At 74.1% G+C, this 24,360-nt stretch carries 18 protein-coding genes; 6 read left to right on the top strand and 12 right to left on the bottom strand.

The annotated features are described in order from the left end of the window. Positions 1 to 33: 33 nt before the first annotated feature. Genes AMK13_RS06125 through AMK13_RS06110 form a run of 4 tightly spaced genes read right to left on the bottom strand, consistent with a single transcriptional unit; the run spans position 34 to position 3,697 of the window. A complete protein-coding gene (locus tag AMK13_RS06125) occupies positions 34 to 1,047 on the bottom strand; it encodes an amino acid ABC transporter permease (protein ID WP_079271885.1) in 1,014 nt (337 codons plus the stop codon). 28 nt (positions 1,048 to 1,075) lie between these two features. Beyond that, positions 1,076 to 2,017: an ABC transporter substrate-binding protein gene (locus tag AMK13_RS06120; protein WP_074001439.1), complete on the bottom strand. Its 942-nt coding sequence runs from the start codon at positions 2,015 to 2,017 to the stop codon at positions 1,076 to 1,078. A gap of 10 nt (positions 2,018 to 2,027) precedes the next feature. Beyond that, positions 2,028 to 2,546, bottom strand: a complete 519-nt coding sequence (locus AMK13_RS06115; protein WP_074001438.1) for a GNAT family N-acetyltransferase — start codon at positions 2,544 to 2,546, stop codon at positions 2,028 to 2,030. After that, positions 2,543 to 3,697 carry an LLM class flavin-dependent oxidoreductase gene (locus tag AMK13_RS06110; protein ID WP_074001437.1) on the bottom strand — a complete coding sequence of 385 codons (1,155 nt, stop codon included), beginning with the start codon at positions 3,695 to 3,697 and terminating at the stop codon, positions 2,543 to 2,545. Before AMK13_RS06110 ends, AMK13_RS06115 begins: the two co-directional genes overlap by 4 nt. A 639-nt stretch (positions 3,698 to 4,336) precedes the next feature. Between AMK13_RS06110 and AMK13_RS06105 the strand changes: the two genes are divergently transcribed. Beyond that, positions 4,337 to 5,290, top strand: coding sequence for an amino acid ABC transporter permease (locus tag AMK13_RS06105; protein WP_074001436.1), 954 nt, complete (start codon positions 4,337 to 4,339; stop codon positions 5,288 to 5,290). Beyond that, the gene (locus AMK13_RS06100; protein ID WP_074001435.1) at positions 5,287 to 7,227 is read left to right on the top strand and encodes an FAD/NAD(P)-binding protein; all 1,941 of its coding nucleotides are present in this window, start codon (positions 5,287 to 5,289) and stop codon (positions 7,225 to 7,227) included. Before AMK13_RS06105 ends, AMK13_RS06100 begins: the two co-directional genes overlap by 4 nt. 60 nt (positions 7,228 to 7,287) lie before the next feature. Here AMK13_RS06100 and AMK13_RS45755 read toward each other — a convergent pair whose 3' ends face one another. Further along, positions 7,288 to 9,147 carry a serine/threonine-protein kinase gene (locus AMK13_RS45755; RefSeq protein WP_074001434.1) on the bottom strand — a complete coding sequence of 620 codons (1,860 nt, stop codon included), beginning with the start codon at positions 9,145 to 9,147 and terminating at the stop codon, positions 7,288 to 7,290. Between the two features lie 177 nt (positions 9,148 to 9,324). Here AMK13_RS45755 and AMK13_RS06090 point away from each other — a divergent pair, with 177 nt between their 5' ends. Then, positions 9,325 to 11,604: an FdhF/YdeP family oxidoreductase gene (locus tag AMK13_RS06090; protein WP_074001433.1), complete on the top strand. Its 2,280-nt coding sequence runs from the start codon at positions 9,325 to 9,327 to the stop codon at positions 11,602 to 11,604. A gap of 70 nt (positions 11,605 to 11,674) precedes the next feature. On the opposite strand, the gene AMK13_RS06085 is transcribed toward AMK13_RS06090, so the two are convergent. After that, positions 11,675 to 13,216, bottom strand: a complete 1,542-nt coding sequence (locus AMK13_RS06085) for a C40 family peptidase (protein ID WP_074001432.1) — start codon at positions 13,214 to 13,216, stop codon at positions 11,675 to 11,677. Between the two features lie 336 nt (positions 13,217 to 13,552). Between AMK13_RS06085 and AMK13_RS06080 the strand changes: the two genes are divergently transcribed. Further along, the gene (locus tag AMK13_RS06080; RefSeq protein ID WP_049658086.1) at positions 13,553 to 14,731 is read left to right on the top strand and encodes an inorganic phosphate transporter; all 1,179 of its coding nucleotides are present in this window, start codon (positions 13,553 to 13,555) and stop codon (positions 14,729 to 14,731) included. 26 nt (positions 14,732 to 14,757) lie between these two features. Further along, positions 14,758 to 15,012 (top strand): hypothetical protein, encoded by a 255-nt coding sequence (locus AMK13_RS06075; protein ID WP_049658085.1) that lies wholly within the window; start codon positions 14,758 to 14,760, stop codon positions 15,010 to 15,012. Positions 15,013 to 15,108: 96 nt separating this feature from the next. On the opposite strand, the gene AMK13_RS06070 is transcribed toward AMK13_RS06075, so the two are convergent. Then, positions 15,109 to 16,662 (bottom strand): MDR family MFS transporter, encoded by a 1,554-nt coding sequence (locus tag AMK13_RS06070; protein ID WP_074001431.1) that lies wholly within the window; start codon positions 16,660 to 16,662, stop codon positions 15,109 to 15,111. 153 nt (positions 16,663 to 16,815) lie between these two features. Then, positions 16,816 to 17,265 (bottom strand): MarR family winged helix-turn-helix transcriptional regulator, encoded by a 450-nt coding sequence (locus AMK13_RS06065; protein ID WP_234348623.1) that lies wholly within the window; start codon positions 17,263 to 17,265, stop codon positions 16,816 to 16,818. A 126-nt stretch (positions 17,266 to 17,391) separates the two neighbouring features. On the opposite strand from AMK13_RS06065, the gene AMK13_RS06060 reads away from it, so the two are divergent. Next, complete coding sequence (locus AMK13_RS06060) at positions 17,392 to 18,432, top strand: ABC transporter permease (RefSeq protein WP_074001430.1); 1,041 nt, start codon at positions 17,392 to 17,394, stop codon at positions 18,430 to 18,432. Positions 18,433 to 18,513: 81 nt separating this feature from the next. Here AMK13_RS06060 and AMK13_RS06055 read toward each other — a convergent pair whose 3' ends face one another. From AMK13_RS06055 to AMK13_RS06040, 4 genes are all read right to left on the bottom strand, one after another. After that, positions 18,514 to 19,674 (bottom strand): ROK family transcriptional regulator, encoded by a 1,161-nt coding sequence (locus tag AMK13_RS06055; protein ID WP_074001571.1) that lies wholly within the window; start codon positions 19,672 to 19,674, stop codon positions 18,514 to 18,516. A gap of 75 nt (positions 19,675 to 19,749) precedes the next feature. Continuing rightward, positions 19,750 to 20,325, bottom strand: coding sequence for a GtrA family protein (locus tag AMK13_RS06050; RefSeq protein ID WP_074001429.1), 576 nt, complete (start codon positions 20,323 to 20,325; stop codon positions 19,750 to 19,752). 170 nt (positions 20,326 to 20,495) lie between these two features. Then, complete coding sequence (lon, locus tag AMK13_RS06045; protein WP_074001428.1) at positions 20,496 to 22,895, bottom strand: endopeptidase La; 2,400 nt, start codon at positions 22,893 to 22,895, stop codon at positions 20,496 to 20,498. A 204-nt stretch (positions 22,896 to 23,099) separates the two neighbouring features. Continuing rightward, a complete protein-coding gene (locus AMK13_RS06040; RefSeq protein ID WP_143204494.1) occupies positions 23,100 to 23,867 on the bottom strand; it encodes a rhomboid-like protein in 768 nt (255 codons plus the stop codon). Between the last annotated feature and the right edge of the window lie 493 nt (positions 23,868 to 24,360).

Here is a 24,360-nt window from a genome sequence, read left to right as displayed (position 1 = left end):
CGGCCGGGCTCGGCTCGGGCTTCGTCAGGGTGGTCACGACTGTCCTCCGGGGGTACGGGCGGCGGCGGGCCGGGTGCGGTCCGGCAGGCTCCGGGCGAGGGCCCGGACGCGCTGCCACGGGGTGGGCGGCGGGGTGCGCTGGGCGCCGCGGGCGAAGTGGCGCTCGACGTAGTACTGGCCGACCGAGAGCACGGTGGTCAGCAGCACGTACCAGACGGTGGCGACCATCAGCAGCGGCACCACCCGGCCGGTGCGGCCGTAGACCACCTGGGCCTGGTAGAAGAGCTCGCCGATGGCCATCACGTAGACCACCGAGGTGCCCTTGAGCAGCGAGATCACCTCGTTGGCGGCGGCCGGCAGGATGCCGCGCATGGCCTGCGGCAGCACGATCCGCCGGCCCTGCCGCCAGCGCGGGATGCCGAGCGCGGCGGCGGCCTCGCGCTGGCCGGCGTCCACCGCGATGATGCCGCCGCGGATGATCTCGGCGGCGAACGCGGCCTGGTGCAGCCCGAGGCCGAGCACCGCCGCGCCGAGCGCGCTGAGCACCCCGACCGTCTCGACCTCGCCGAAGGTCGGGCCGAACGGGATGCCGATCCCGAACCGCTTGTACAGGTAGGAGAGGTTGAACCAGAACACCAGCTGGACGATCAGCGGGATCGAGCGGAACACCCACACGTAGGCCCAGGCGATGGAGCGCAGGATCGCGCTGCGGGACAGCCGCATCGCGGCCACCACGGTGCCCAGCAGGAAGCCCAGCACCGTGCCGTAGGCGGTGAGTTCGAGGGTCCGTCCGATCGCCCGGAGGATGGTGTCGGCGGTGAAGTAGAGCCGGAAGGTGGCCCAGTCCCAGCCGGGGTTGGTGGCCAGGCCGTGGGCGAACTGGGCGAGCACGACCAGCGCGGCGATCCCGGCGGCCCAGCGCCAGGGGTGCCGGGCGGGGACGGTGCGCAGGCCGGCCAGCCGGTCGAGGTCGAGGGCGGCGGCCGGGGCCGGCCGGCTGGGCGGGGCCGCGCTGGTCCCGGTGGTGGCGGTGGTGGCGGTGGTCATCGGGGGTCTCCTTCGCTCGGGCCGGCGCTCAGGCGTGCTCGGGCGGGCTGATCTGCGACTCCTTGATCGCCGACTCGGCGACCCCCCACTTGCGCAGGATCCGCTCGTACGTCCCGTCCTTGATCAGCTGGTTGACCGCCGCCTGGAGGGCCGGGGCGAGCTTCGAGCCCTTCTTCAGGGCGAAGCCGACGTCGAGGCGGTGGAACTCGTTGAGGAAGCGGGTCCCCGAGGCCTCCTGCGCGACCTGGTGGCGCAGGCCGTTGATGGTGGACATCTCGATGTCCACCCGGCCCTGCTGGAGGCTGGTCAGCAGGGCGCCGCTCTCGCTGAACGCCTTGACCTCGTACGGCTTCTTCCCGGCGTCGGTGCAGACGCTCTTCCGGCTGTTGAGGGTGGTCTCGAAGGTGGTGCCGGCGCCGGTGCCGATGGTCAGTCCGCACAGCTGGACCAGGTCGGTGACCGGCTGGATCGCGGTGTTGTCCTTCTTCACCGCGAAGCCCTGGCCGTCGTCGATGTAGGTGACGAAGTCGATGGTCTTCAGCCGGGCCGCGGTGACCCCGAAGTTGCCGGTGCCGACGTCGTACTTCCCGCTGTCCAGGGCGGGCAGGATGGTCTCGAAGGCGGCCTGCTCGCGCTGCACGGTCAGGCCGAGCAGCCTGGCCACCGCGTCGGTGAAGTCCACGTCGATCCCGGCGGGCCTCCGGTCGGCCTGGTCGGTGTAGAAGGCGCTGGGCGGCGTGCCGAAGGACGAGCCGAACCTGATCGTGCCGGCGGCGCGGACGTCCTCGGGCAGCAGCGCGGCGGCGGCCTGCGAGGTCCTGAGGCCGGAGACGAGGTCCTCGGTGGCGGCGGCGGACGGACCGCCCGCCGCCGCGCCCGCGATCTTCGGGTCCGAGCCGCAGGCGGCCAGGGCCAGGACCGGCAGCAGGGCGGCGGTCGCGAGCAGGCGGCGGACGGTGCTGGTTCTCACGGGGGGCCTTTCAGGGAGTGTGGGCCAGAACGGACGACTGCGGTCCGAGGACCGGCAGCCGCTTCTCGAAGGGGAGCGGGCCGATGGTCAGCGGATCGGCCGAGACGTCGAACAGCGGGGTGTAGCCGGCCGCCAGGTAGAGGTTCCTGGCCTCGGGCTGGCGCGGCCCGGTGGTGAGGTAGAACCGGCTGTAGCCGGCCGCGACGGCCGTCCGCTCCAGCTCGGCCAGCACCCGGCGGGCCAGGCCCCGGCGGCGGTGCGCGGAGTGCGTCCACATCCGCTTCACCTCGGCGGTGCGCTCGTCGTAGCGCTTGTACGCGCCGCCGGCCACCGGTTCGCCGTCCTCCAGCAGGAGCAGCAGCACGCCGTGCGGCTCGGCGAAGGCCTCGCCCGGGTAGCGGGTCATCTCCTGGTGCGCCTCGGGGCCGTACCGGGTGACGTACTCGTGGGTGAGCTCGCGCAGCAGCGGTTCGACCAGGGGGTCGTCGACGGACGCCTTGCGGAACTCCCACCCGCCGGCCGCGCTCACGCCTGCGCCGCGATCAGCTGGTGGCGGTCGCGCTCGGCCCGCTCGGCCCGGGCGGCCCCGGCCTTGGCGGCGTCCCGCTTGGCGACCTCCTCGCGGACGATCGGGATGACGTACCGGCCGAAGTCGATCGCGTCGTCCAGCAGGTGGTAGCCGCGCGCGGAGAGGATGTCCACACCGAGGTCGTAGTAGTCGAGCAGCGCCTGGGCGACCGTCTCCGGGGTGCCGACCAGCGCGTTGGAGTTGCCCGCCCCGCCGGTCGCCGCGGCGGTCGGGGTCCACAGCGCCCGGTCGTAGCGCTCGCCGGCCTCGGCGATCTCGATCAGCCGCCGGGAGCCGGTGTTCTCGGGCGTCACGGCCTCGGGGACGCCCTCCGGCCGGTCGGCGCCCCGGCGGGCCCGGATCGCGGCCACCGTCCGGTGCGCCTTCTCCCAGGCCAGCGCCTCGGTCGGCGCGATGATCGGCCGGAACGCCACCTGGATCCGCGGCACGTCGGTGCGCCCGGCGGCCCGGGCCGCCTCCCGCACCCGCTCGATCTGCTCGGCGGTGCGGGCCAGCGGCTCGCCCCACAGGCAGTAGACGTCCGCCTCGGCGCCGCCGGCCGCGTAGGCCGCGTCCGAGGAGCCGCCGAAGGAGACCCCGGGGCGCGGCTGCTGCACGGGGAAGACGTCGGAGACGAAGTCGTTGAAGCGGTAGTGCGGTCCCTCGTGGTCGAAGGGCTCCCGGCTGGTCCAGGCCTTCTTGACGATGCCGATGTACTCGCGGGTGCGCTCGTAGCGCTGGTCCTTGGTCAGGAAGTCGCCCTCGCGCTGCTGCTCGTGGTCGTTGCCGCCGGTGATGAAGTGGACGGTCAGCCGGCCGTCGCTGATCCGGTCGAGCGTCGCGAAGGTCTTGGCCGCGAAGGTCGGGTAGGAGACGTTGGGCCGGTGCGCCAGCAGGATCTGGAGGCGGTCCAGGTGCGAGGCGAGGAAGGCCGCCGCGGCCGCCGGCTCGGGGGCGCCGGCCCCGTACGCGAAGAGCACCCGGTCCCAGCCGTGGTCCTCGTGCGCCCGGGCCAGCCGCAGGGTGTAGTCGCGGTCGAAGGCTGCGGTGGTGCGGGCGGTGGTCTCCGAACCGTCGCCGGTGGCGGCGATGCCGAGGAATTCGACGGGCATGGCGGAACCTTTCGGGGTGGGTGGAGGTCCGGTGGACCGCGGGTGGGCGGCACCGGAGGCGGCCGCGGCGGGGCGGCCGTCGAGCGGGTGACGGTGGGAGGGGTGCGGGAGCGGAGGTACCGGACGACGGGAGGGCCGGAGCGCGGGAGGGCCGGAGCGCAGTGCGGGGTCATCGGCGGCAGCGGGGGCCTGACGCGTCGCCGGTCGTCGACGACGGATCCGGCCGCGACGGGGCGGTCCGAGGGAGGGCTCTCCCCGCCGGGGGATCAGGCCGGACGGGCGGCCCGCTGCCGGGTCAGCCGCGACACGCCGCGGACCACACCCGACCGAAGTCGATGTGGTCGCGGGTGACCAGGGGCTGCTCGGCGTACATGGCCCCAAGTTGAACAGTCGGCCGATCGGTACGTCAACCATCCATCATTGCCGCACTGTTGCGATCTCCTGTCGGTTTTTCGACGCGCTTCGACGAAGCCGTCCGGCACCCCCGACCACCCTTGACAGCCGTCGATCGCGCGTGCGTACGATCGACGCGGAGTGCAGTGCCACGCGCCGGCCGTGTTGAGGGACACGGGCCGCCGCCCCCGTACGTGACCACCGCCGTACCTCTCCCCGCCCGCACTCCGCCCAGGAGCCGCCGCCATGGCCACCCCGCAGGACGTCCTGCCCGCCCCCGCCCTCCTCGACCGCCCCGGAACGCCGCCCGCCCCCGAGGCCCGGATCGTCGCCCGCCGCAAGCCCGGCCAGTGGGCCGCGGCCGCCGTCGCCCTGCTGCTGGCCGCGATGGCGGTCAACTCGGTGGTCCGCAACAAGGCCTTCCAGTGGAGCGTGGTCGCCGACTGGTTCACCGCCCGCTCCGTGCTCGACGGCCTCGCCCTGACCCTCTGGCTGACCGCCGCCACCCTCGCCCTCGGCTTCGTGCTCGGCACCGTCCTCGCCACCATGCGACTGTCCGACAACCCCGTCCTGCGCACGCTCAGTTGGGGCTACATCTGGGTGTTCCGCTCCACCCCGCCACTGGTGCAGCTGCTGTTCTTCTTCAACATCGGCGCGCTCTACCCGACCCTCGGCCTGGGCATCCCGTTCGGCCCCGAGTTCGTCACGGTCAAGACCGTCAACCTGATGGGCCCCACCCTCACCGCCGTCATCGGCCTCACCCTGCTGGAGACCGCGTACGCCGCCGAGGTGATCCGCGGCGGCATCCTCTCCGTCGACCGCGGCCAGCTGGAGGCGGCGGCCGCGCTCGGGCTCGGCCGGTGGCGGGTGCTGCGCCGGATCGTGGTGCCGCAGGCGATGCGGGCGATCGTGCCGACCGCCGGGAACATGCTGATCGGCGCGCTCAAGGGCACCAGCATCGTCAGCGTGCTGGCCGTCTCCGACCTGCTCTACTCGGTGCAGCTGGTCTACCTCCAGTCGTACCAGGTCATCCCGATGCTGATGGTCGCCACCATCTGGTACCTGGTGGTCACCACCCTGCTGTCCATCGGGCAGTACTACGTGGAGCGCCGCTTCGCCCGGGGCGCCACCCGCGACGGCCTGCCGCCCACCCCGCTGCAGCAGGCCCGCGCGGCCCTCGTCAAGGTGGTGCGGGCATGACGGAGCTCGTCATCGTCGGCGCCGGCCCGCGCGGCACCGGGCTGCTGGAGCGGATCGCCGCCAACGCCGCCGAACTCCTGCCCGCCGAGCGGCCGTTGGCGATCCACCTGGTCGACCCGTACCCGCCGGGCGCGGGCCGGATCTGGCGCCACGACCAGTCCCCGCTGCTGCGGATGAACTCGATGGCCGAGGACGTCACCATGTTCACCGACGAGCGCTCCACCCTCGACGGACCGGTCCGCCCCGGCCCCTCGCTCGCCGAATGGGCGCCCCGGCAGGAGGAGTTCGCGCCCTACCGGGAGGTCGCCGACCCGGCCGTCCGGGCCGAGCTGCGCACCCTCGCCCCCACCGACTTCCCCACCCGCCGGGCCCAGAGCGCCTACCTGGACTGGGTGTTCCGCCGCACCGTCGCCGAACTGCCGGCGCACGTCACGGTCACCGTCCACCGCGACACCGTCCACCGGATCGAGGGCCCGGCCGACGGCCCGCAGACCGTCCGCCTCGGCGACCGGACCCTCGCCGCCGACCACGTCGTGCTCACCCTCGGCCACCTCGACTCCGTCCCGCACCCGCGCTACGCCGCCGACGCCCGGTTCGCCGCCCGGCACGGCCGCTTCCACCTCCCGCCCGCCTACTCCGCCGACGCGGCCGACGACCTGGCCGCCCTCGCCCCCGGCGAACACGTGGTGCTGCGCGGCCTCGGCCTCGCCTCGGTGGACCTGGTCGCCCTGCTCACCGAGGGCCGCGGCGGCCGCTTCGAGCCCACCGGGGACGGGCCCGCGCTGCGCTACCTCCCCTCCGGCCGCGAGCCGGTGCTCCACCTCGGCTCCCGGCGCGGCGTCCCGTACCACTCCAAGACCGGCTACCGGCTCCAGGGGCCGCCCGCCCCGCTCCCCCGGTACTTCGACGAGGCCGCCGTGGACGCCGTGCTCGCCACCGGCGGACAGCTCGAACTGCGGCGCGACTTCTGGCCGTTGATGGCCAAGGAGATCGCCTTCGGGCACTACCACGAGCTGTTCCACGCCCACCCCGGGCGCACCGCCCTGCCCTGGCCGGAGTTCCTCGCCCGCTACGACCGGCACGCCTGGTACTCCCCCGAACTCGCCGCCCTGGTCGCCGAGGCCGTCCCCGACCCGGCCGACCGGATCGACTTCGAACGGCTCGACCACCCGCTGGCCGGGCTCGAACTCGGCACCGACGAGGAGCTCCAGGCACACCTGCGCGGGTACGTCACCGCCGACGCCGACCGCCGCGCCGACCCCGCGCACAGCGCCGACCTCGGCGCCTTCCTCGCCCTGCTCTCGCTGTTCGGCCGGCTCCCCCGGGTCGTCGCCAGCGGCCGGCTCACCGCCCGCTCCCTCGCCGAGGAGGTGGACGAGTGGTTCTTCGGCTACTTCAGCTTCCTCGCCTCCGGCCCGCCCGGGTTCCGGCTGCGCCAGCTGCTCGCCCTCTCCGAGGCCGGGGTGGTGCGCTTCCTCGGCGCGGACGTACGGATCGAACGGGACGAGGCGAGCGGCACCTGGCGGGCCTCCGGCGCCACCGTGCCCGGCCACCACGTCACCGCGACGGCCCTGGTCGAGGCGTACCTGCCCAAGCACGCGCTGGCCCGCACCCTGGACCCGGTGCTCGGCGAACTGCACCGCACCGGACGGATCGTCGAGGAGGTGGTCACCGACCCGGACTACACCCACCGCTCCGGCCTGGTCACCATCGCCGCCGCCGACAGCCGGCTGCTGGACCCGGCCCTCGGCGGCGCCCCGCACCCGCGCCGCACCGCCCTCGGCCCGCACACCAGCCTGCGCGCGGCCGCCGCCTTCGCCCGCCCCCGCACCGACGCCCCCGGCTTCCGGCAGAACGACGCCGCCGCCCGCGCCCTGCTCCGGGCCCTGGCCGCGCTCCCGGCGGCCGCCCCGGCGCTGGCGGCGTGCGCACGGTGACGGCGGTATCGGCCTGAGCACCGCGGCACCGGCGTGGCCTGGGCGCCGTGGCGGCGGCGCTCAGGCTCCGAAGATCTCCTCCACCAGGTCCTCGTCCGAGACGTGGTCCGGCGCGTCGAACACCACGTCCGCGACGCCCTTCAGGCCGATCCCCCGGTCCAGCGCGTCCATGCAGACCCGGGCCTGCTCGTCGGTGGCGAAGTCCCACACCCGCAGCCGCCGCACCAGCACCAGCGCCTCCATCGGGCTCATCCGCGGCGTCCGGCGGCGCGGCCCCGGCCCCTTGCGGCCGGCCTCGGCCAGCTGCCGCTGGTACCCGGCCAGGTCCTGCCAGGCCTGCACGGTGCTCGGGTGCTGCTCGCCCAGCACCCGGACGAGGTCCGGCAGCAGCCCGTGCAGCTGGATCACCGCGCCCTGCGGGTCGCCCCGGTTGGCCTGGTGCAGCGCGAGGTCGTGCCGGGCCTTCAGGACCCGGGGGTCGTACGGGCCCCAGGCGGCGTGCAGGTCGGGCAGCAGCTCGTGCATCAGCCGGATCGTGGTGATCGGCGCACCGCTCTCGCCGACGCACCAGACCAGGTGGTAGCGGGCGCCGAGGGTGTCCGGGTCGAGCGGGCCGAGCGCCGAGCGCATGTCGCCCACCAGGGCGGTCAGCAGCCGGATCGCGCCGTTCAGGTCCCCGGTCCGGCTGAGGTACCAGGCGAAGTCCCGCCAGGTGCACAGGGTGTCCCGGTCGCTCGCGCCGAGCACGGTCACGCACTCCTGGGCGACGGTCTGCAGGAGCATCGCCGACTCGCCGGCCGTCGCCGCCCGGTAGGCGGCCGACCGGCGCTCGCGCAGCCCGGCCCGTACGGCCTCGGAGGGCGGCGCGGCCGTCACCGGCGGCGTGGTCAGCGGCGGCAGCACCGACGGGACGGCGGGCGGCGCGGCGGGAGCGGGAACAGCGGGCGCGGGAACGGCGGGCGGCACGGCGGGCGGGGAAACGGCGGGCGCGGGGACGACCGGCGGGGCGCTCGGCGGAGGCGGCACCACCGGCGCCGGGCGCTCCACCACCGTCGGCACCGGCGCCGGCGCACCCGCCCGGCCGCCCGCCCACCCGGCCAGCTCGGCGAGCCGCCGCTCGACCGTACGGGCGTCGGCCGGCCGGTCCGCCGGGTCCTTCGCCAGCAGCTCCGCGACCAGCCCGGCCACCTGCGGCGGCAGCCCGAACTGCGCCGGGTCCAGCGGCGCGGGCACCTCGTTGAGGTGCTGGTACATCAGCACCGGCGTCGAGTCCCCGCCGAACGGCCGTGCCCCGGTGAAGAGTTCGACCAGGACGCAGCCCAGCGCGTACAGGTCGGCCCGCCCGTCCACCCGGCCGCCGGTCCACCGCTCGGGCGCCATGTACGCCGGGCTGCCGACGATCGTCCCGGTGGTGGTCAGCCCGCCCGCGCCGGTGTCCAGCTGGGCGATGCCGAAGTCCAGCACCTTCAGGTGCCCGGCGTCGGTGATCATCACGTTGTCCGGCTTGATGTCCCGGTGCACCATGCCCGCGTCGTGCGCGGCCGCCAGCGCGCCGCTGATCTGCCGCCCCCAGCGCAGGCTGAGCCCGGGCTCGGGCACCCCCGCCTCCAGCACCTCGGTGAGGGTGCGGCCGGTGAGCAGCTCCATCACCAGGTAGGTGACCTCCTCGCCGCCGAGCTCGCACTGCCCGAGGTCGTGCACCGTGACGATGTGCGGGTGCGAGAGGTTGCCGGCCGCGCCGGCCTCCCGGACGAACCGCAGCGCGGCCTTCGCCCGGTCACCGCCGTGGTGCCCGATGACCTTGACCGCCACCGGCCGCCCCATCCGGGTGTCCTCGGCCCGCCACACCACCCCGAACCCGCCCTGCCCGAGCTTCTCCACCAGCTCGTACCGGCCGTCCAGGACGTCCCCGACTCGCACGCGCGCTCCCCTCCCGCCATGACGCCCAGACTCTACCGACGCCGGCCGCCGCCCTTCGCCCCGCCGTCGCCCCTCCCCGCCCGCCCCCTCCCCCGGCCCCCGGCCAGGTGGAAGGATGGAATCGAACCCCCGCACGAAGGCGGCGGTACGCACCAGCAGAGCCCGAGGAGAGCGGCCATGGCCAAGCAGGCCCCGCAGAGCGACCCGGCGCAGGACGCCCCCGAGGTGTCCGCGCCCCAGCACGCCGCCGCCGGGCTGCCCGCCGTCGGCCACAGCCTGCGGATGGCCGCCGAGCAGATGGGCGCCCGCCGCACCCTGGCCACCCTGCTCAAGGTCAACCAGCAGGACGGCTTCGACTGCCCCGGCTGCGCCTGGCCGGAGCCGGACAAGCCGCACACCGCCGAGTTCTGCGAGAACGGCGCCAAGGCCGTCGCCGAGGAGGCCACCGAGCGCCGCGTCCGCGCCGAGTTCTTCGCCGCCCACCCGGTCGCCGACCTGGCCGAGCGCTCCGGCTACTGGCTGGGCCAGCAGGGCCGGCTCACCCAGCCGATGCTGCTGGACGAGGGCGCCACCCACTACACGCCGGTCTCCTGGGACGACGCCTTCGCGCTCGTCGCCGAGGAGCTGAAGGCCCTGGACACCCCGGACGGCGCCGCCTTCTACACCTCCGGCCGGACCAGCAACGAGGCCGCCTTCGCGTACCAGCTGTTCGCCCGCCGGCTCGGCACCAACAACCTGCCGGACTGCTCCAACATGTGCCACGAGTCCTCCGGCTCGGCGCTCACCGAGACGCTCGGCGTCGGCAAGGGCAGCGTCAGCCTGAAGGACCTCTACCAGGCCGACCTGATCATCGTGGCCGGCCAGAACCCGGGCACCAACCACCCCCGGATGCTCTCCGCGCTGGAGCGCGCCAAGCGGGCGGGCGCCACGATCGTCAGCGTCAACCCGCTGCCGGAGGCCGGCCTGGAGCGGTTCAAGAACCCGCAGCACGCGCGCGGCCTGGTCGGCCACGGCACCAAGCTGACCGACCTCTTCCTGCAGATCCGCCTCGGCGGGGACCTCGCGCTGTTCCGCGCGCTGAACCGGATCGTCCTGGAGCAGGACGGCGTCGACCGCGACTTCGTCGCCGAACACTGCTACGGCTTCGAGGAGTTCGAGGCCCAGGCGCGGCGGACCGACCGCGCCGAGGTGCTCGCCGCGACCGGCCTGCCCTGGGAGCAGATCGAGGAGCTCGGCCGGCTGGTGCTGAAGTCCGAGAAGATCATCGTCTGCTGGGCGATGGGCCTCACCCAGCACAAGCACGCCGTGCCGACCATCCGCGAGGTGGTCAACTTCCTGCTGCTGCGCGGCAACGTCGGCCGCCCCGGCGCCGGGGTCTGCCCGGTGCGCGGGCACAGCAACGTCCAGGGCGACCGGACGATGGGCATCTTCGAGCGCCCCGGCGACGCCTTCCTGGACGCCCTGGGCCGGGAGTTCGGCTTCGAGCCGCCGCGCGAGCACGGCCTCGACTCGGTGGACACCATCCGCGCCATGCGCGACGGCCGGATCGGGGTCTTCTTCGCGATGGGCGGCAACTTCGTCGCGGCCACCCCGGACACCGAGGTCACCGAGGCCGCGATGCGCAACTGCCGGCTGACCGTCCACGTCTCCACCAAGCTCAACCGCTCGCACGTGGTCACCGGCGCCCGCGCCCTGATCCTGCCCACCCTCGGCCGCACCGACCGGGACGTCAGCGCACGCGGCGCCCAGTTCGTCAGCGTCGAGGACTCGATGGGCCAGGTGCACGCCTCGCGCGGCGGCCTGCGCCCGCCGGCCCCCGGCCTGCTCTCCGAGACCGCGATCGTCTGCCGGCTGGCCCGCACCGTGCTCGGGCCGCGGGACACCGTGCCGTGGGAGGACTTCGCCACCGACTACGACACCCTGCGGGACCGGATCGCCCGCGTCGTCCCGGGCTTCGAGGACTTCAACGAGAAGGTCCGCCGCCCCGGCGGCTTCACCCTGCCGCACGGCCCCCGGGACACCCGCACCTTCCCGACCGCGACCGGGAAGGCCAACTTCTCCGTCAACCCGCTGACCGCCCCCGAGGTCCCGCCGGGCCGGCTGCTGCTCCAGACCCTGCGCTCGCACGACCAGTACAACACCACGATCTACGGCCTCGACGACCGCTACCGCGGCATCAAGGGCGGCCGCCGGGTGGTCCTGGTCAACCCCGCGGACGCCGAGGAGCTGGGGCTGACCGACGGCGGGTACGTCGACCTGGTCGGCGAGTGGAGCGACGGGGTGGAGCGCCGCGCCCCGCACTTCCGGGTCGTCCACTACCCCGTCGCCCGCGGCGGCGCGGCGGCCTACTACCCCGAGACCAACGTGCTGGTGCCGCTGGACTCCACCGCCGACATCAGCAACACCCCGACCTCCAAGGCGGTCGTGATCCGCTTCGCCCCCGACAGCGGCGCGTAACCCCGAGCACCGCGAAGGCCGCCCCACGTCCGGTGACGTGGGGCGGCCTCCTCATGGCCTGATCGACGCGTCAGTGCGTCGGGGTGCCCAGCGGCAGCGTCGCCGTCGCACTGCCCGCGGCCGTGGCGGTCGCCGAGCCGGTGCCGCTCGGGCTCCCCGTCGGGGTGCCCGTCCCGGTCGGGGTGGGCGTGCCGGTCCCGCTCGGGGTGCCCGGCCCGGTCGGCGTCCCGGTCGGGGTCGTGGTCGGGGTCGTGGTCGGCGTGCCACCGGTCGGCGTCCCCGGGTCGGTCGGCGTACCGGTCCCGCCCGGCGTGCTCGGCGTGCCCGGGTCGGTCGGCGTGCCCGGCACGGCCGGCGGCGTCACCGTGCCGCCCGTGGCCGGCGGGGCCGGCACCTGGTTGGCCGGGCTCGGCGCGATCGGCGTCACGGAGTCCCAGTTCGCCGGGAGGTCGGGCACCTTCCAGGCGCCGCCGGCCTCGTCCGCCGCACCGGTCGGGTCCGGCCGGACGGCGCCGAGGATCGGCATCGAGCCGATCGGCGAGATCTTGATGAACGCCCCGGGCCGCGGCGCCTGCACGATCAGCCCGCCACCGATGTACATCCCGATGTGCGAGGCGTCCTGGAAGTACACCACCAGGTCGCCGGGCCGCAGCTGGTTGAGCGCCACGTGCGGCAGCTGCGCCCACTGCTCCTGGCTGGTGCGCGGGATCGGCCGGCCGGCGTGCAGCCAGGCCTGCGAGGTGAGGCCCGAGCAGTCGTAGGCGTCCGGGCCGGTGCCGCCCCACAGGTACGGCTTGCCCACCTGCGCCAGCGCGAAGGCGATCGCCCCGCGACCCTGCTGGGAGGGCGTGCGCTCGCCCTTGCCGAGCGCCCCGGAGGCGAGGAACGCGAGCTGCGCCTCGTCCGCCTTGGCCTTCTCCAGCTGCTCCAGCTCGGCCCGCTGGGCGCCGGTCAGGGTGGCGACCGTCTGCTCGACGGCGGCCAGGTCGGAGGCGGCCTTGGCCTTGGCCGCGTCCTGCTGGGCGACCAGCGCCTGGGAGGTCTTCAGCGCCTCCTCGGTCTGCTTCTTCAGCCCGTCCAGCGCGTCCCGGTCGCTCTTCAGCTTGTCCAGGAACTCCGACTGCGAGCGGCTGGCCGAGGCGAGCAGCTCGGCGATGACGACCGCCTCGTACGGGTCCTTGGAGAGCAGCAGCTCGGCGTAGGCCGAGGCGGACCCGTTGCGGTACTGCGCGGCGGCGAGCTGGGAGGCGATGTCGGTGCCGGCGTCGACCTGCTTCTGCTGGCGGTCCTGCCGGCCCTGGAGGTCGGTGAGCGAGGTCTGCTGCTCCGCCGCCTTGGCGACGGCGCCGTTGTACTGCTCGGTGGCGGCCTCGGCGCTCTGGTACAGCGCGTGCAGCCGGTCGAGCAGCGGGCCGAGGGTGGCCTTGGCGTCGGCGAGCGGGTCCGCGCCGGCGACGACCTGCCCGGCCCCCGGGTCGGGTGCGGCCCAGGCGGCCGCCGCGCCGACCGGCAGCGCGAGCGCCGCGGCCGCGAGGACGGCTCCGCAGCGCAGTGCCGCCCGTACCCAGGGCCGTACGCGTGCCGTCTCCGCTCTCTGTCCCGCCCCGCCCATGGCTGGTCCTCCCCGCCGCGCACTGCCCCTGTCCCGGCTTCCCGGATCCCGCAGATCCTCCCACGGGTTACTCACCGGAAACAGGGCGCATGCGGACTGGGAGGTTAATTCTCGATTGACCTGTGAGACAGCTCTCAGCAAACCGGGTCGAACCGGCGCGTTCTTCGCTAATGTCCTGCTCAGCGCGCCGTATGTCACTCCGACGAAACCCAGTGGTCACTGCGAGTCAACCATTGGAACCACGATTCCCGACCCAGTTCACCTTCCGTTTACCAAGCAGACCTACGGTCGCGACGTCACCAACGTCCGTGCGACAACTACGACGATTGTTTGGGTATGGAACACATCTCGTTCCTGGTAGCCGTTGTGATCATCACGGCGCTCGCCTTCGACTTCACCAACGGGTTCCACGACACCGCCAACGCGGCCGCCACCGCGATCGCGACCGGGGCCCTTCGTCCGAAGGTCGCGGTCACCATCGCGGCCCTGCTCAACTTCGCGGGCGCGTTCCTGTCCGTGAAGGTCGCCACCACCATCTCCGGCGGCATCGTCAACGAGAAGGCCGGCGTCCATCCCGAGATCATCTTCGCCGCCCTGGCCGGCGCGATCCTCTGGAACCTGCTGACCTGGCTGCGCGGCCTGCCGTCCAGCTCCTCGCACGCCCTGTACGGCGGCCTGATCGGCGCCACGATCGTCGGCGTCGGCACGAGCGGCGTCAACTTCGACACCGTGGTCACCAAGATCCTCATCCCGGCCGTCGCGTCCCCCTTCGTCGCCGGACTGGCCTCCTGGGGCGCCACCAAGCTGGCCTACGCGATCACCCGCAAGGGCAACACCGCGACCACCGAGAAGGGCTTCAAGACCGGCCAGGTCTTCTCCTCCTCGCTGATCTCGCTCGCGCACGGCACCAACGACGCCCAGAAGACGATGGGCATCATCACCCTGACCCTGGTCTCGGTCGGCGCCCTGCCGCACGGCGCGCTGCCCCCCACCTGGGTGATCGTCTCCGCCGGCGCGGCGATCGCGCTCGGCACCTACATGGGCGGCTGGCGGATCATCCGCTCGATGGGCAAGGGCCTGGCGGACATCCGCCCGCCGCAGGGCTTCGCCTCCGAGTCGGCCGCCGCGACCGTCATCCTGACCTCCTCGCACATGGGCTTCGGCCTCTCCACCACCCAGGTCTGCTCCGGCGGCATCATGGGCGCCGGCCTCGGCGGCCCGAAGGGCGAGCTGCGCTGGAGCCTGGTCCGCCGCATGGTCTACACCTGGGGCCTGACCCTGCCGGCCGCCGCGGTGGTCTCCGGCGGCGCCGCCCTGCTGGCCGAGCAGGGCAGCTGGGGCGTCGCCCTGGTCGGTGCCGTGCTGGTGGCCGGCGCGGCCGCGATGTGGGTGATCTCCCGCCGCCAGCCGGTCGGCGCGGACAACGTCAACGACGTCGACGTCACCCCGGTCGAGGTCGCACCGGCCGGTACCGCGAACACCCCCACCCCCGCCTCGACCACCGTCGCGGCCTGAGCGCCACCGGCTGAGGAGCACTCACCATGCACATCAAGTGGAACGCCCTGGCCCAGACCGCCGGTCTCAGCTTCGGCATCACCGTCGCCGTGGTCGCCGTCTTCGCGCTCGGCATCCTGGCGCTGTCCCGCCGCGAGGCCGCGGTGAGCGCCGCCGGTACGGGCGAGGGCACCGCCGGAGCCGCGGGCGGCGGGCGGCTGGCCCTGGCCGGCGCGTACGTCTGCTTCGCCCTGTGCGGCGGGGTCGTCCTCTACGGGCTGTCCCTGATCGCCGGCCACTAGCCACACGCGCCACGCACAACGGAACGGGCCGGGGAGTGTCTCCACACTCCCCGGCCCGTTCGCGCATCCCTGCCCGCGGTCGGTCCCGCCGGCCGGTCAGCCCTCCTGGGTGGTCCTCAGCACGGTCTCCCGGATGAAGAGGACGGTGACGAAGGCCAGCGCCGCGAACGGGGCGGCCCACAGGAAGACGGTGCCGACGCCGTGGCCGAAGGCGTCCGTCACCAGCGGCACGATCGGGGCCGGCAGCTTGGCCAGGTCCGGGATGCCGCCGCCGGTCGCCGCGGGCGAGGCCGGGACGTGCGCCGCGGCCAGGTTCTCGGCCAGGTAGTGGCCGACCTTGTTGGTCATCAGCGCGCCGAGCGCGGAGACGCCCATCGCGCCGCCCATGGTGCGGAAGAAGGTGACCACCGAGCTGGCCGCGCCGAGCTCGTGCCGGGGCACCGTGTTCTGCACCGCGAGCACCAGGTTCTGGCTGGTCAGGCCGAGGCCGACGCCGGTGATCGCCATGTAGAGGGAGAGCAGCGCGTAGTTCGTGTCGGCCCGGGCGGTGCCCAGCAGGCCGAAGCCGATGGCGAGCAGCGCGGTGCCGGAGACCAGGTAGGCCTTCCACTTGCCGTACTTGGTGATCAGCCGGCCGGCCACCGCGGAGGAGACCGCCAGGCCGAGGATCATCGGCAGGGTCATCAGGCCGGCCATGGTCGGGGACTTGGCGCGGGCCAGCTGGAAGTACTGGCTGAGGAAGGTGGTCGCGCCGTACATCCCGACGCCGACCAGCACGCTGGCGATGGCGGCCAGGGTGACGGTGCGGTACTTGAAGAGGCTCGGCGGGATGATCGGCTCGGCGGCGCGGCGCTCGATCACGACGGCCAGGGCGCCCAGCACCAGGCCGCCGCCGACCATGGCCGCGGTCTGCCAGGACAGCCAGGCGTAGTTCTTGCCGGCCAGGGTGATCCAGATCATCAGCAGGCTGACCGAGGCGGTGATGACCAGCGCGCCCAGGTAGTCGATCTTCGCCTTGCGCTTGACCAGCGGCAGCTTGAGGGTGCGCTGCACCACCAGGATCGCGACCAGCGCGAACGGGATGCCGACGTAGAAGCACCAGCGCCAGCCCAGCCAGGAGGTGTCCACGATGACGCCGCCGATCAGCGGCCCGCCGATGGTGGCGAGCGCGAAGACCGCGCCGAAGTAGCCGCTGTACCGGCCGCGCTCGCGCGGCGGGACCATCGCGGCCAGGCAGATCTGGCCGAGCGCCACGACACCGCCGGCGCCGACGCCCTGGAGCGCGCGGCAGGCGATCAGCTCGCCGGTGTTCTGCGAGAGGCCGGCCAGCGCCGAGGTGCCGATGTAGATCAGCAGGGCGATCTGGAGCAGCAGCTTCTTGCTGACGAGGTCGGAGAGCTTGCCCCAGATCGGGGTGGAGGCGGTAAGGGTGAGCAGGGCCGCGGTGATCACCCAGGTGTACGCGGACTGGCCGCCGTGCAGGTCGGCCAGGATGTGCGGCAGGGCGTTGGAGACGACGGTCGAGGAGAGCACGGCCACGAACAGGCCGAGCAGCAGGCCGGAGAGCGCCTCCATCACCTGCCGGTGCGTCATCTGGGGACTGTCGGCCGCGGCGGCGGTTCCGCTCGCGGCCTCGGTGGTCACGGTCATCTGGGTCCTTCGGCGGGCGGGCGGGATGCGCGGATCATGAAATTTCGTTGCCGTAAGCAACCATAAAACGAGATGGTTGAATAAGGCAACTTTCTTCAAGGGCAAGTAAAACCCGCAGCTACGGGCCCTGTCGCACCGCCGGGGACCGCCCGGTCAGTCGGCCGCCGACTCCCCCAGCACGTCGTTGAAGCGGTGCAGCAGCTCCGCGAAACGGGTCACGTCCTCCGGCGACCAGCCGCCCATCACCTCGCGCACCCGCCGCATCCGGACGCCCTGCGCGGCCAGGTAGCGCCGCCGCCCGTCCTCGGTGAGCGAGACCAGCGCGGCCCGGCGGTCCAGCGGGTCCGTCTCCCGGGCCACCAGGCCCAGCTCCTCCAGCGTCCGGACCTGCCGGCTCACCGTCGCCTTGCCGACCGAGAAGTGCGCGCCGACGTCGGTCACCCGCACCGGCCCGGCCTGCTCGATGTAGCCGAGCAGGCTGTACGCCATCCCCTCCAGCCCGGGGTGCACCCGCCGTGAGAGTTCCGCCACTCTGGCCCGGCCCCGTCGGAACATCAGCGCGACCTCGCGCTCCACCGCCACCAGGGATTCCTCGTCACTCACCGCGCCAGTATCGCGCAGCGACGCCGGCGGCGGCCCGGCGCGGCCGGTGCGACAAGCCAACTACTTCATGGTATGAAGTATCGGTTCTGGAAGTACCGTTTTTCCCCATTACACGAGGAGATGTGGATGGCAGCCCCGGGGCAGGGTTTCATCGCCGAACTGAAGAGCGCGGTCACCCCGCGCGCGGCACTGCTCGTGATCGGCGTGCTGCTGCTCCAGCTCGGCTTCATCACCTCCTACATCGGGGCACTGCACAAGCCCGCCCCGCAGAACCTCTCCATCGCGGTGGTCGCCCCGCCGCAGGTCGCCCCCAAGCTGGTCGGCGCGCTGGAGTCGGTGCCGAACGACGCCGTCCGCGCCAGCACCGCGCCGGACGCCGAGACGGCGACCCAGCTGATCAAGGACCAGAAGCTCTACGCCGCGCTGGTCGTGGACCCGACCTCCACCCAGGACACCCTGCTGGTCGGCAGCGCCCGCGGCACCTCCGCCGCCAAGGCCGCCGAGTCCATCACCACCGCGATCGACCAGTCCCAGGGCCGTACGGTCAAGGTCCACGACGTGGTGCCGCTCGCCAAGGGCGACACCAACGGCCTCTCCGCCTTCTACCTGGTGATCGGCTGGTGCGTCGGCGGCTACCTGGTCGCCTCGATCCTGGGCATCAGCGCGGGCTCCAAGCCGGCCAACACCCACCGCCTGCTGATCCGCCTCGGCGTCCTCGCGGTGTACTCGGTCGGCGCCGGCGTCCTCGGCACGGTGATCGCCGGGCCGGTGCTGGACGCCCTGCCGGGCTCGGTCCTCGGACTGAGCGCCATCGGCGCCCTGGTGGTGTTCACGGTCGGCGCGTTCACCATGGCGCTGCAGTGCCTGTTCGACATCCTCGGGATCGGCGTCGCGGTGCTGATCTTCGTGGTGCTCGGCAACCCGAGCGCGGGTGGGGTCTACCCGGCGCCGATGACGCCGCCGTTCTGGCGGGCGATCGGCTCCTGGATCCCCAACGGCGCCGGTACCACCGCCACCAAGTCGGTCGCCTACTTCGGCTCCACCAACCTGGGGCTGCCGATCCTGGTCATGGTGGTCTGGGCACTGATCGGCATCGGCGTCGCCCTGCTGGCCGTGCTGCGCGGCCCGCGCTCCGGCGGCCGCGAACTGGCCGCCACCGAGAGCTGAGCCCCGCACTCCTCCCGCTCGTCACCGAGCCCCCGGCCGCCACGGCCGGGGGCTCGGCCGCGTTGCCGCCGGGCCCCGCCGCTACCCGACCGGGCCCGGGTCGGCCACGACGGCCCGGACGACCCGCACCGCCGCGCCCAGCAGCGGGCCCCGGCGGCCCAGCCGGGAGACCGTCAGCCGCTCCTCCGACCAGGGCCGCACCGTCACCCGGGCGGCCAGCTCGGCCCGCATCGCGGGCAGCAGCCAGGGCGCCAGCCGGGCGTAGCCGCCGCCCAGCACCACCTCGGCCGGGTCCAGCAGGTTGACCGCGCCGGCGGCCGCGGTGCCGAGCGCCGTACCGGCCCCGGCCAGCGCCGCGCGGGCGGCCGCGTCCCCGGCCCCGGCGCGGTCGGCGAGCAGGGCCACCCAGTCGCCGCGGGCCCCGGTCAGGCCGGCCGCCCGCAGCACCGCCGCCTCGCCCGCGTACTGCTCCAGGCAGCCGTGCGCCCCGCAGGCGCAGCGGGGCCCGTCGGGGTGCACCGGCACGTGGCCGAACTCCCCGGCGAAGCCGCCCGCCCCGCGCAGCAGCCGGCCGCCGACCACGATCGCCGCGCCGACCCCGGCCTCGGCGGAGACGTACAGGAAGTCCTCCGGGCCCTCGCCCAGCCAGCGCTCGGCCAGTCCGCCGAGGTTGGCCTCGTTGTCCGCCTCGATCGGCAGGTCGGCCAGGCCGCCCCCGGCCGTCCGCAGCGCGGGGCGCAGGGCGGCGGCCAGCGGGACGTCCTGCCAGCCCAGGTTGGCGGCCCGCTGGAGCATCCCGCCGGAGCCGCCGACCAGCCCGGGCACGGCCAGGGTGAGGGCGGCCGGGCGCAGCCCCGACTCGGCGACGGCCTCGTGCAGCAGGTGGGCGAGGTCGGCCATCACGGCGGCGGGCTCGCGGCCGTGGTTGGAGACCTCCCGGCGCCGCCAGGCGCGGACCTCCCCGCGCAGGTCGACCACGCAGGCGCCCAGGTGCCGCACGCCGATCTCGGCGCCGAGGCCGCCGGGCCCGGCCGGGTTGAGGCCGAGGGCGGTGCCGGGGCGGCCGACCTTGCCGCTGGGCGCGGCGGGGCCCTCCTCGACCACCAGGCCGGCGGCGATCAGCTGTTCGGCCAGCGAGGAGACGGCGGCCCTGGTCAGCCCCGTCCCGGCGGCCACCTCGGCGCGCGAGCGCGGCCCGCTCGCGATCGTCCCGAGCACCAGGGCCAGGTTGGCCCGGCGCATCCCCTGCTGGCTGGCGGGCCCGGTCCGGGCGGGGTCGGACTCGTGCACAAGGCTCACCTCGCCCCTTTTACGTCCTTACGGCACATCCCGTGGCATCTCGGGTGCAGCGTAGCCGGGTTCCGGGGGCACCGTCGTCGGCACCGGGACGGGCTCGGCCGGGGCCGTCCCGGCGGGCGGGAAGACCCACCGCCGGATCGCCCAGTAGCGGAACAGCATCGCCACGAAGGTGCCGACGACCATCCCGCTGAGGAAGTCCGCGACCTCCTGCCGGAGCGGGTCGACGTACGGCTCGCGCAGGTCCAGGAGGTACCGGGAGACCGCCAGCGGGACGTCGTTGACGGCGATCGCCACCGCGCTGACCAGGACGAACACCAGCACCTCGCGCCGACGGCCGTCGGCCCGCAGGGCCCGGAAGGCCCAGCGGCGGTTCAGCACGTACGAGACGACGGTGCCGATCACCGTCGCGACGGTCAGCGCGACCACCGGCTTGTGCTCCAGCACGGTGAACTTGAGCTCGAAGTCGATCACCGTGGTGAGCGCGAAGCAGCCGCTCCCGACCAGCAGGAACTTCACCAGCCGGCGGTGCCGCACCAGGAACGGGCGCAGCCGCGCGGGCACCCGGGCCAGCGCCCGCTGCGTGGGGGACGGCATCTCCGCAGTCTCGCACGCGGGGGTGCCGTCGGCCCCGCAGACCGCCGCGGCCCGCAGACCGCCGCGGCCCCCGCGGAGCGCCGACGGGCCGCCCGGACCGCCGCTCGGGCGGCCCGGGCGGCGGTCGGGCGGCCCGGGCGGCGGTCGGAGCGGCGGCCGGGGCGAGCCGGTCAGGCGGCGACCAGCACCGCGGCCCCGGCCGGCTCCAGCGCCAGCTCCAGCACCTCCCGGACGTCCGCCACCGGGTGGACGGTGAGCCGCTCCAGCACCTCGGCCGGGACGTCGTCCAGGTCGGCCTCGTTGCGCCTGGGGATGATCACCGTGGTGACCCCGGCCCGGTCGGCGGCGAGCAGCTTCTGCTTCACCCCGCCGATCGGCAGCACCCGCCCGGTCAGCGACACCTCGCCGGTCATCGCCACGTCGGTGCGCACCTTGCGCCCGGAGAGCAGCGAGGCCAGCGCCGTGGTCATGGTGATGCCGGCGCTCGGCCCGTCCTTGGGGATGGCCCCGGCCGGGATGTGCAGGTGCACGCCGCGGTCGCGCAGCGAGGTGACCGGCAGCTCCAGCTCGGCACCGCGCGAGCGCAGGTAGGAGAGCGCGATGTGCGCGGACTCCTTCATCACGTCGCCCAGCTGCCCGGTGAGGGTCAGCCCGGTGCCGCCGGTCTCGGCGTCGGCCAGCGAGGCCTCGATGTAGAGGACGTCGCCGCCGGCGCCGGTCACCGCGAGGCCGGTGGCCACGCCGGGGACGGCGGTACGGCGCTCGGCCGGCTCCTGGGCGGACTCCGGCACGTGGTGCGGCCGGCCGATCAGGGCCCGCAGGTCCTCGGCGCCGACCGTGGCGGGCAGCTCGCGCTCGCCCAGCTCGGCCTGCGCGGCGATCTTGCGCAGCACCCGGGCGATCGAGCGCTCCAGGGTGCGGACGCCCGCCTCCCGGGTGTACTCCCCGGCGAGCCTGCGCAGCGCCGGCTCGTCCACGGTGACCTGCCCGCCGCCCAGACCGGCCTTCTCCAGCTGGCGCGGGAGCAGGTGGTCGCGGGCGATGACGACCTTCTCGTCCTCGGTGTAGCCGTCCAGCCGGACCAGCTCCATCCGGTCGAGCAGCGGCCCGGGGATGGACTCCAACACGTTGGCGGTGGCGAGGAAGACAACGTCGGAGAGGTCGAGCTCGACCTCCAGGTAGTGGTCCCGGAAGGTGTGGTTCTGCGCCGGGTCCAGCACCTCCAGCAGGGCGGCGGCCGGGTCGCCCCGGTAGTCGGAGCCGACCTTGTCGATCTCGTCGAGCAGGACGACCGGGTTCATCGAGCCGGCCTCCTTGATCGCCCGCACCAGCCGGCCGGGCAGCGCGCCGACGTAGGTGCGCCGGTGGCCGCGGATCTCCGCCTCGTCCCGGACGCCGCCGAGCGCGACCCGGACGAACTTCCGGCCCATGGCGCGGGCCACCGATTCTCCGAGCGAGGTCTTTCCCGTTCCGGGCGGCCCGACCAGGGCCAGCACCGCTCCCCCGCGGCGGCCGCCGATCAGCCCGAGGCCCTGGTCGGCCCGGCGCTTGCGGACGGCCAGGTACTCGACGATCCGCTCCTTCACGTCGGCCAGGCCGGCGTGGTCGGCGTCCAGCACCGCGCGGGCGCCGGCGATGTCGTACGCGTCCTCGGTGCGCTCGTTCCAGGGCAGCTCCAGGACGGTGTCCAGCCAGGTGCGGATCCAGGAGCCCTCGGGCGACTGGTCGGAGGAGCGCTCCAGCTTGTCGACCTCCTTGAGCGCGGCCTCGCGGACCTTCTCCGGCAGGTCGGCGGCCTCGACCCGGGCGCGGTAGTCGCCCTCCTCGTCGGCCGGGTCGCCGTTCAGCTCGGCCAGCTCCTTGCGGACGGCCTCCAGCTGGCGGCGGAGCAGGAACTCCTTCTGCTGCTTGGCCACGCCCTCCTCGACGTCCTTGCGGATGGTGTCGTTGACCTCCTCCTCGGCGAGGTGGTCGCGCAGCAGGGCGAGCGCGTACTCCAGGCGGGCGACCTGGTCGGCCTCCAGCAGCACCTTGAGCTTCTGCTCGGCGGTGGCGAAGGGCGCGTAGCCGATGTTGTCGGCGAGCTCGCCGACGCCCTCGATCTGCGCCACCCGGTCGACGATCTGCCAGGCGCCGCGCCTGCGCAGCCACTGGGTGGACAGCGCCTTGTACTCCTTGACCAGCTCGGCGGCCCGGCCGGCCACCGGGGTGCCCACCGAGGACTCCGTGAACGGCGTGGTCTCCACCCAGAGGGCGGCGCCGGGGCCGGTGGTGCCGACCCCGATCCGGACCCGGCGCACGGCGCGCACCAGCGCGGCCGGCTCCCCGTCGGCCAGCCGGCCGACCTGCTCCACGGTGGCCAGCGTGCCGGCCGCCGCGTACGAGCCGTCCACCCGCGGGACCAGCAGGACCTGCGGCTTGCCGGCGCCGGTGGCGGCGGCCCGGGCGGCCTCGACGGCGGCGCGCACCTCGGTGTCCTTCAGGTCCAGCGGGACGACCATGCCCGGCAGGACGACCTCGTCGTCGAGCGGCAGCACGGGCAGGGTGAGCGGTGTGGACGTCGATGCCATGATCTCTCCCCAGTCAGTGAACTTGAGTCGACCTGACTAAGGCTTCACGGGCGCCGGATGTTCCCGGCCCCCTGTTCGCCGTGAGCGAACAGGAATCGGCAGGGAAAGCGCGGCACCCGACTTCGTCAAAAGAGCACCGGACACGCCTCGAAAAGTCCCGACGGGGAGCCCCGCGAGTCCGGGGAGGTCCGACCGGCGACGGCGTCAGCGCGCCGCACGCACCCGCGCGGGCGCACCGCCCGCGGCCGTCGCGGCGGCCGGGCGCGGCCGGGGCGGGCGCCGCTCGGCCCGGCGCAGCCAGCGCCACAGCGCGACCCCGGTCAGCACCGCGGCCGGGTGCCCCACCCCGGTGATCACGTCCTTGTCGGTGGCGATCTGCTCGGCGATCATCAGCCCGGCGCCGCCCAGCGCGAGCAGCCGCCCGCGCCAGGAGAGCAGCCCGGCCACCGCGCCCAGGCAGGCGAGCACGCCGTAGCTGACCCCGATGTCCAGGTAGTCCATCGCCTCGGGCGCCATCCGCCCGGTCTCCACCGCGGTGATCACCACGCCCTGGGAGAGCAGTGTCGCCGCGACATGCCCGGCCGCGAACACCGCCGCGGCCCGGGCCGGGCCGACCCTGCGCTCCAGCGGGGCGAGGGTGAGGGCGAATCCCCACAGGTACGGCATCCACACCTCGCCGGCCACCCAGAACCCGCTCAGCACAAGGGCGCGCAAAGGATGCTGGAGCAGGTTGTGGCCGTCCGAACTGGAGGCCTCCTGCAGACGCTGGACGAGTTCCGGATCGGCGAGCCGGGCGAAGGTCGTGGTGGCTCCCACGACGGCGAGGTACCCGAGTGTGAAGGGCGTTCTCCGGGGCGTCGGCACCCGTTCCAGCAGCCATTCCAGGACGCCGGTGCGCAGCCCGAGGCGGAGCATTCCGTACGGCGCCCCCGCACTCCCGTACCCGTCGGCACCCCGCCCGAGTCCCGCCATGCCGCCTCCGCTCCACGCCGCAGCCACCGGCTCCCCGCCGGATGCCCAACGTACCGGCGCGCGCCGCGGATTCCGCCCGGCCGGGCGCTCACGTGGCCACGGTACGTCGAGGTTCTGAGAGGCACCTGAAAGAAGCCCGTGAAGACCGTCGCCGTAGCGGACCGCCGGATTCCCGACATTGGTCCAGACCTTCTCCCCATAAACGGGGCACCAGGGCCTCTGACCGGCGACTTGGCGTCAACTGCACTGCATACGTACCGTTACGCAGAGAAAATTCGACGGGTAAGGTATCGGCCCGTGCCCACTCGTGCAGTGGGTCCGAGGGCGGCCCGACAGCCGGCCCACGGGCCGGAAACGTCCGGTCCACCTGCCGGGAAGCATCCGCTGTCCGTACGCTGCGAAGTGCGCGGGAGAAGTGGGCGGCCGACCATCCGTCCTCGGCTCCCGATCGCGCGACGGGACGGCGGACCCGGCACAGTCCACGACGGAACAA

Source organism: Streptomyces sp. CB02056 (genome assembly GCF_001905545.1).
Taxonomy (GTDB): Bacteria; Actinomycetota; Actinomycetes; order Streptomycetales; family Streptomycetaceae; genus Kitasatospora.
Note: the sequence above shows the minus strand (reverse complement) of the source record. Positions and strands in the feature narration are given on the sequence as shown.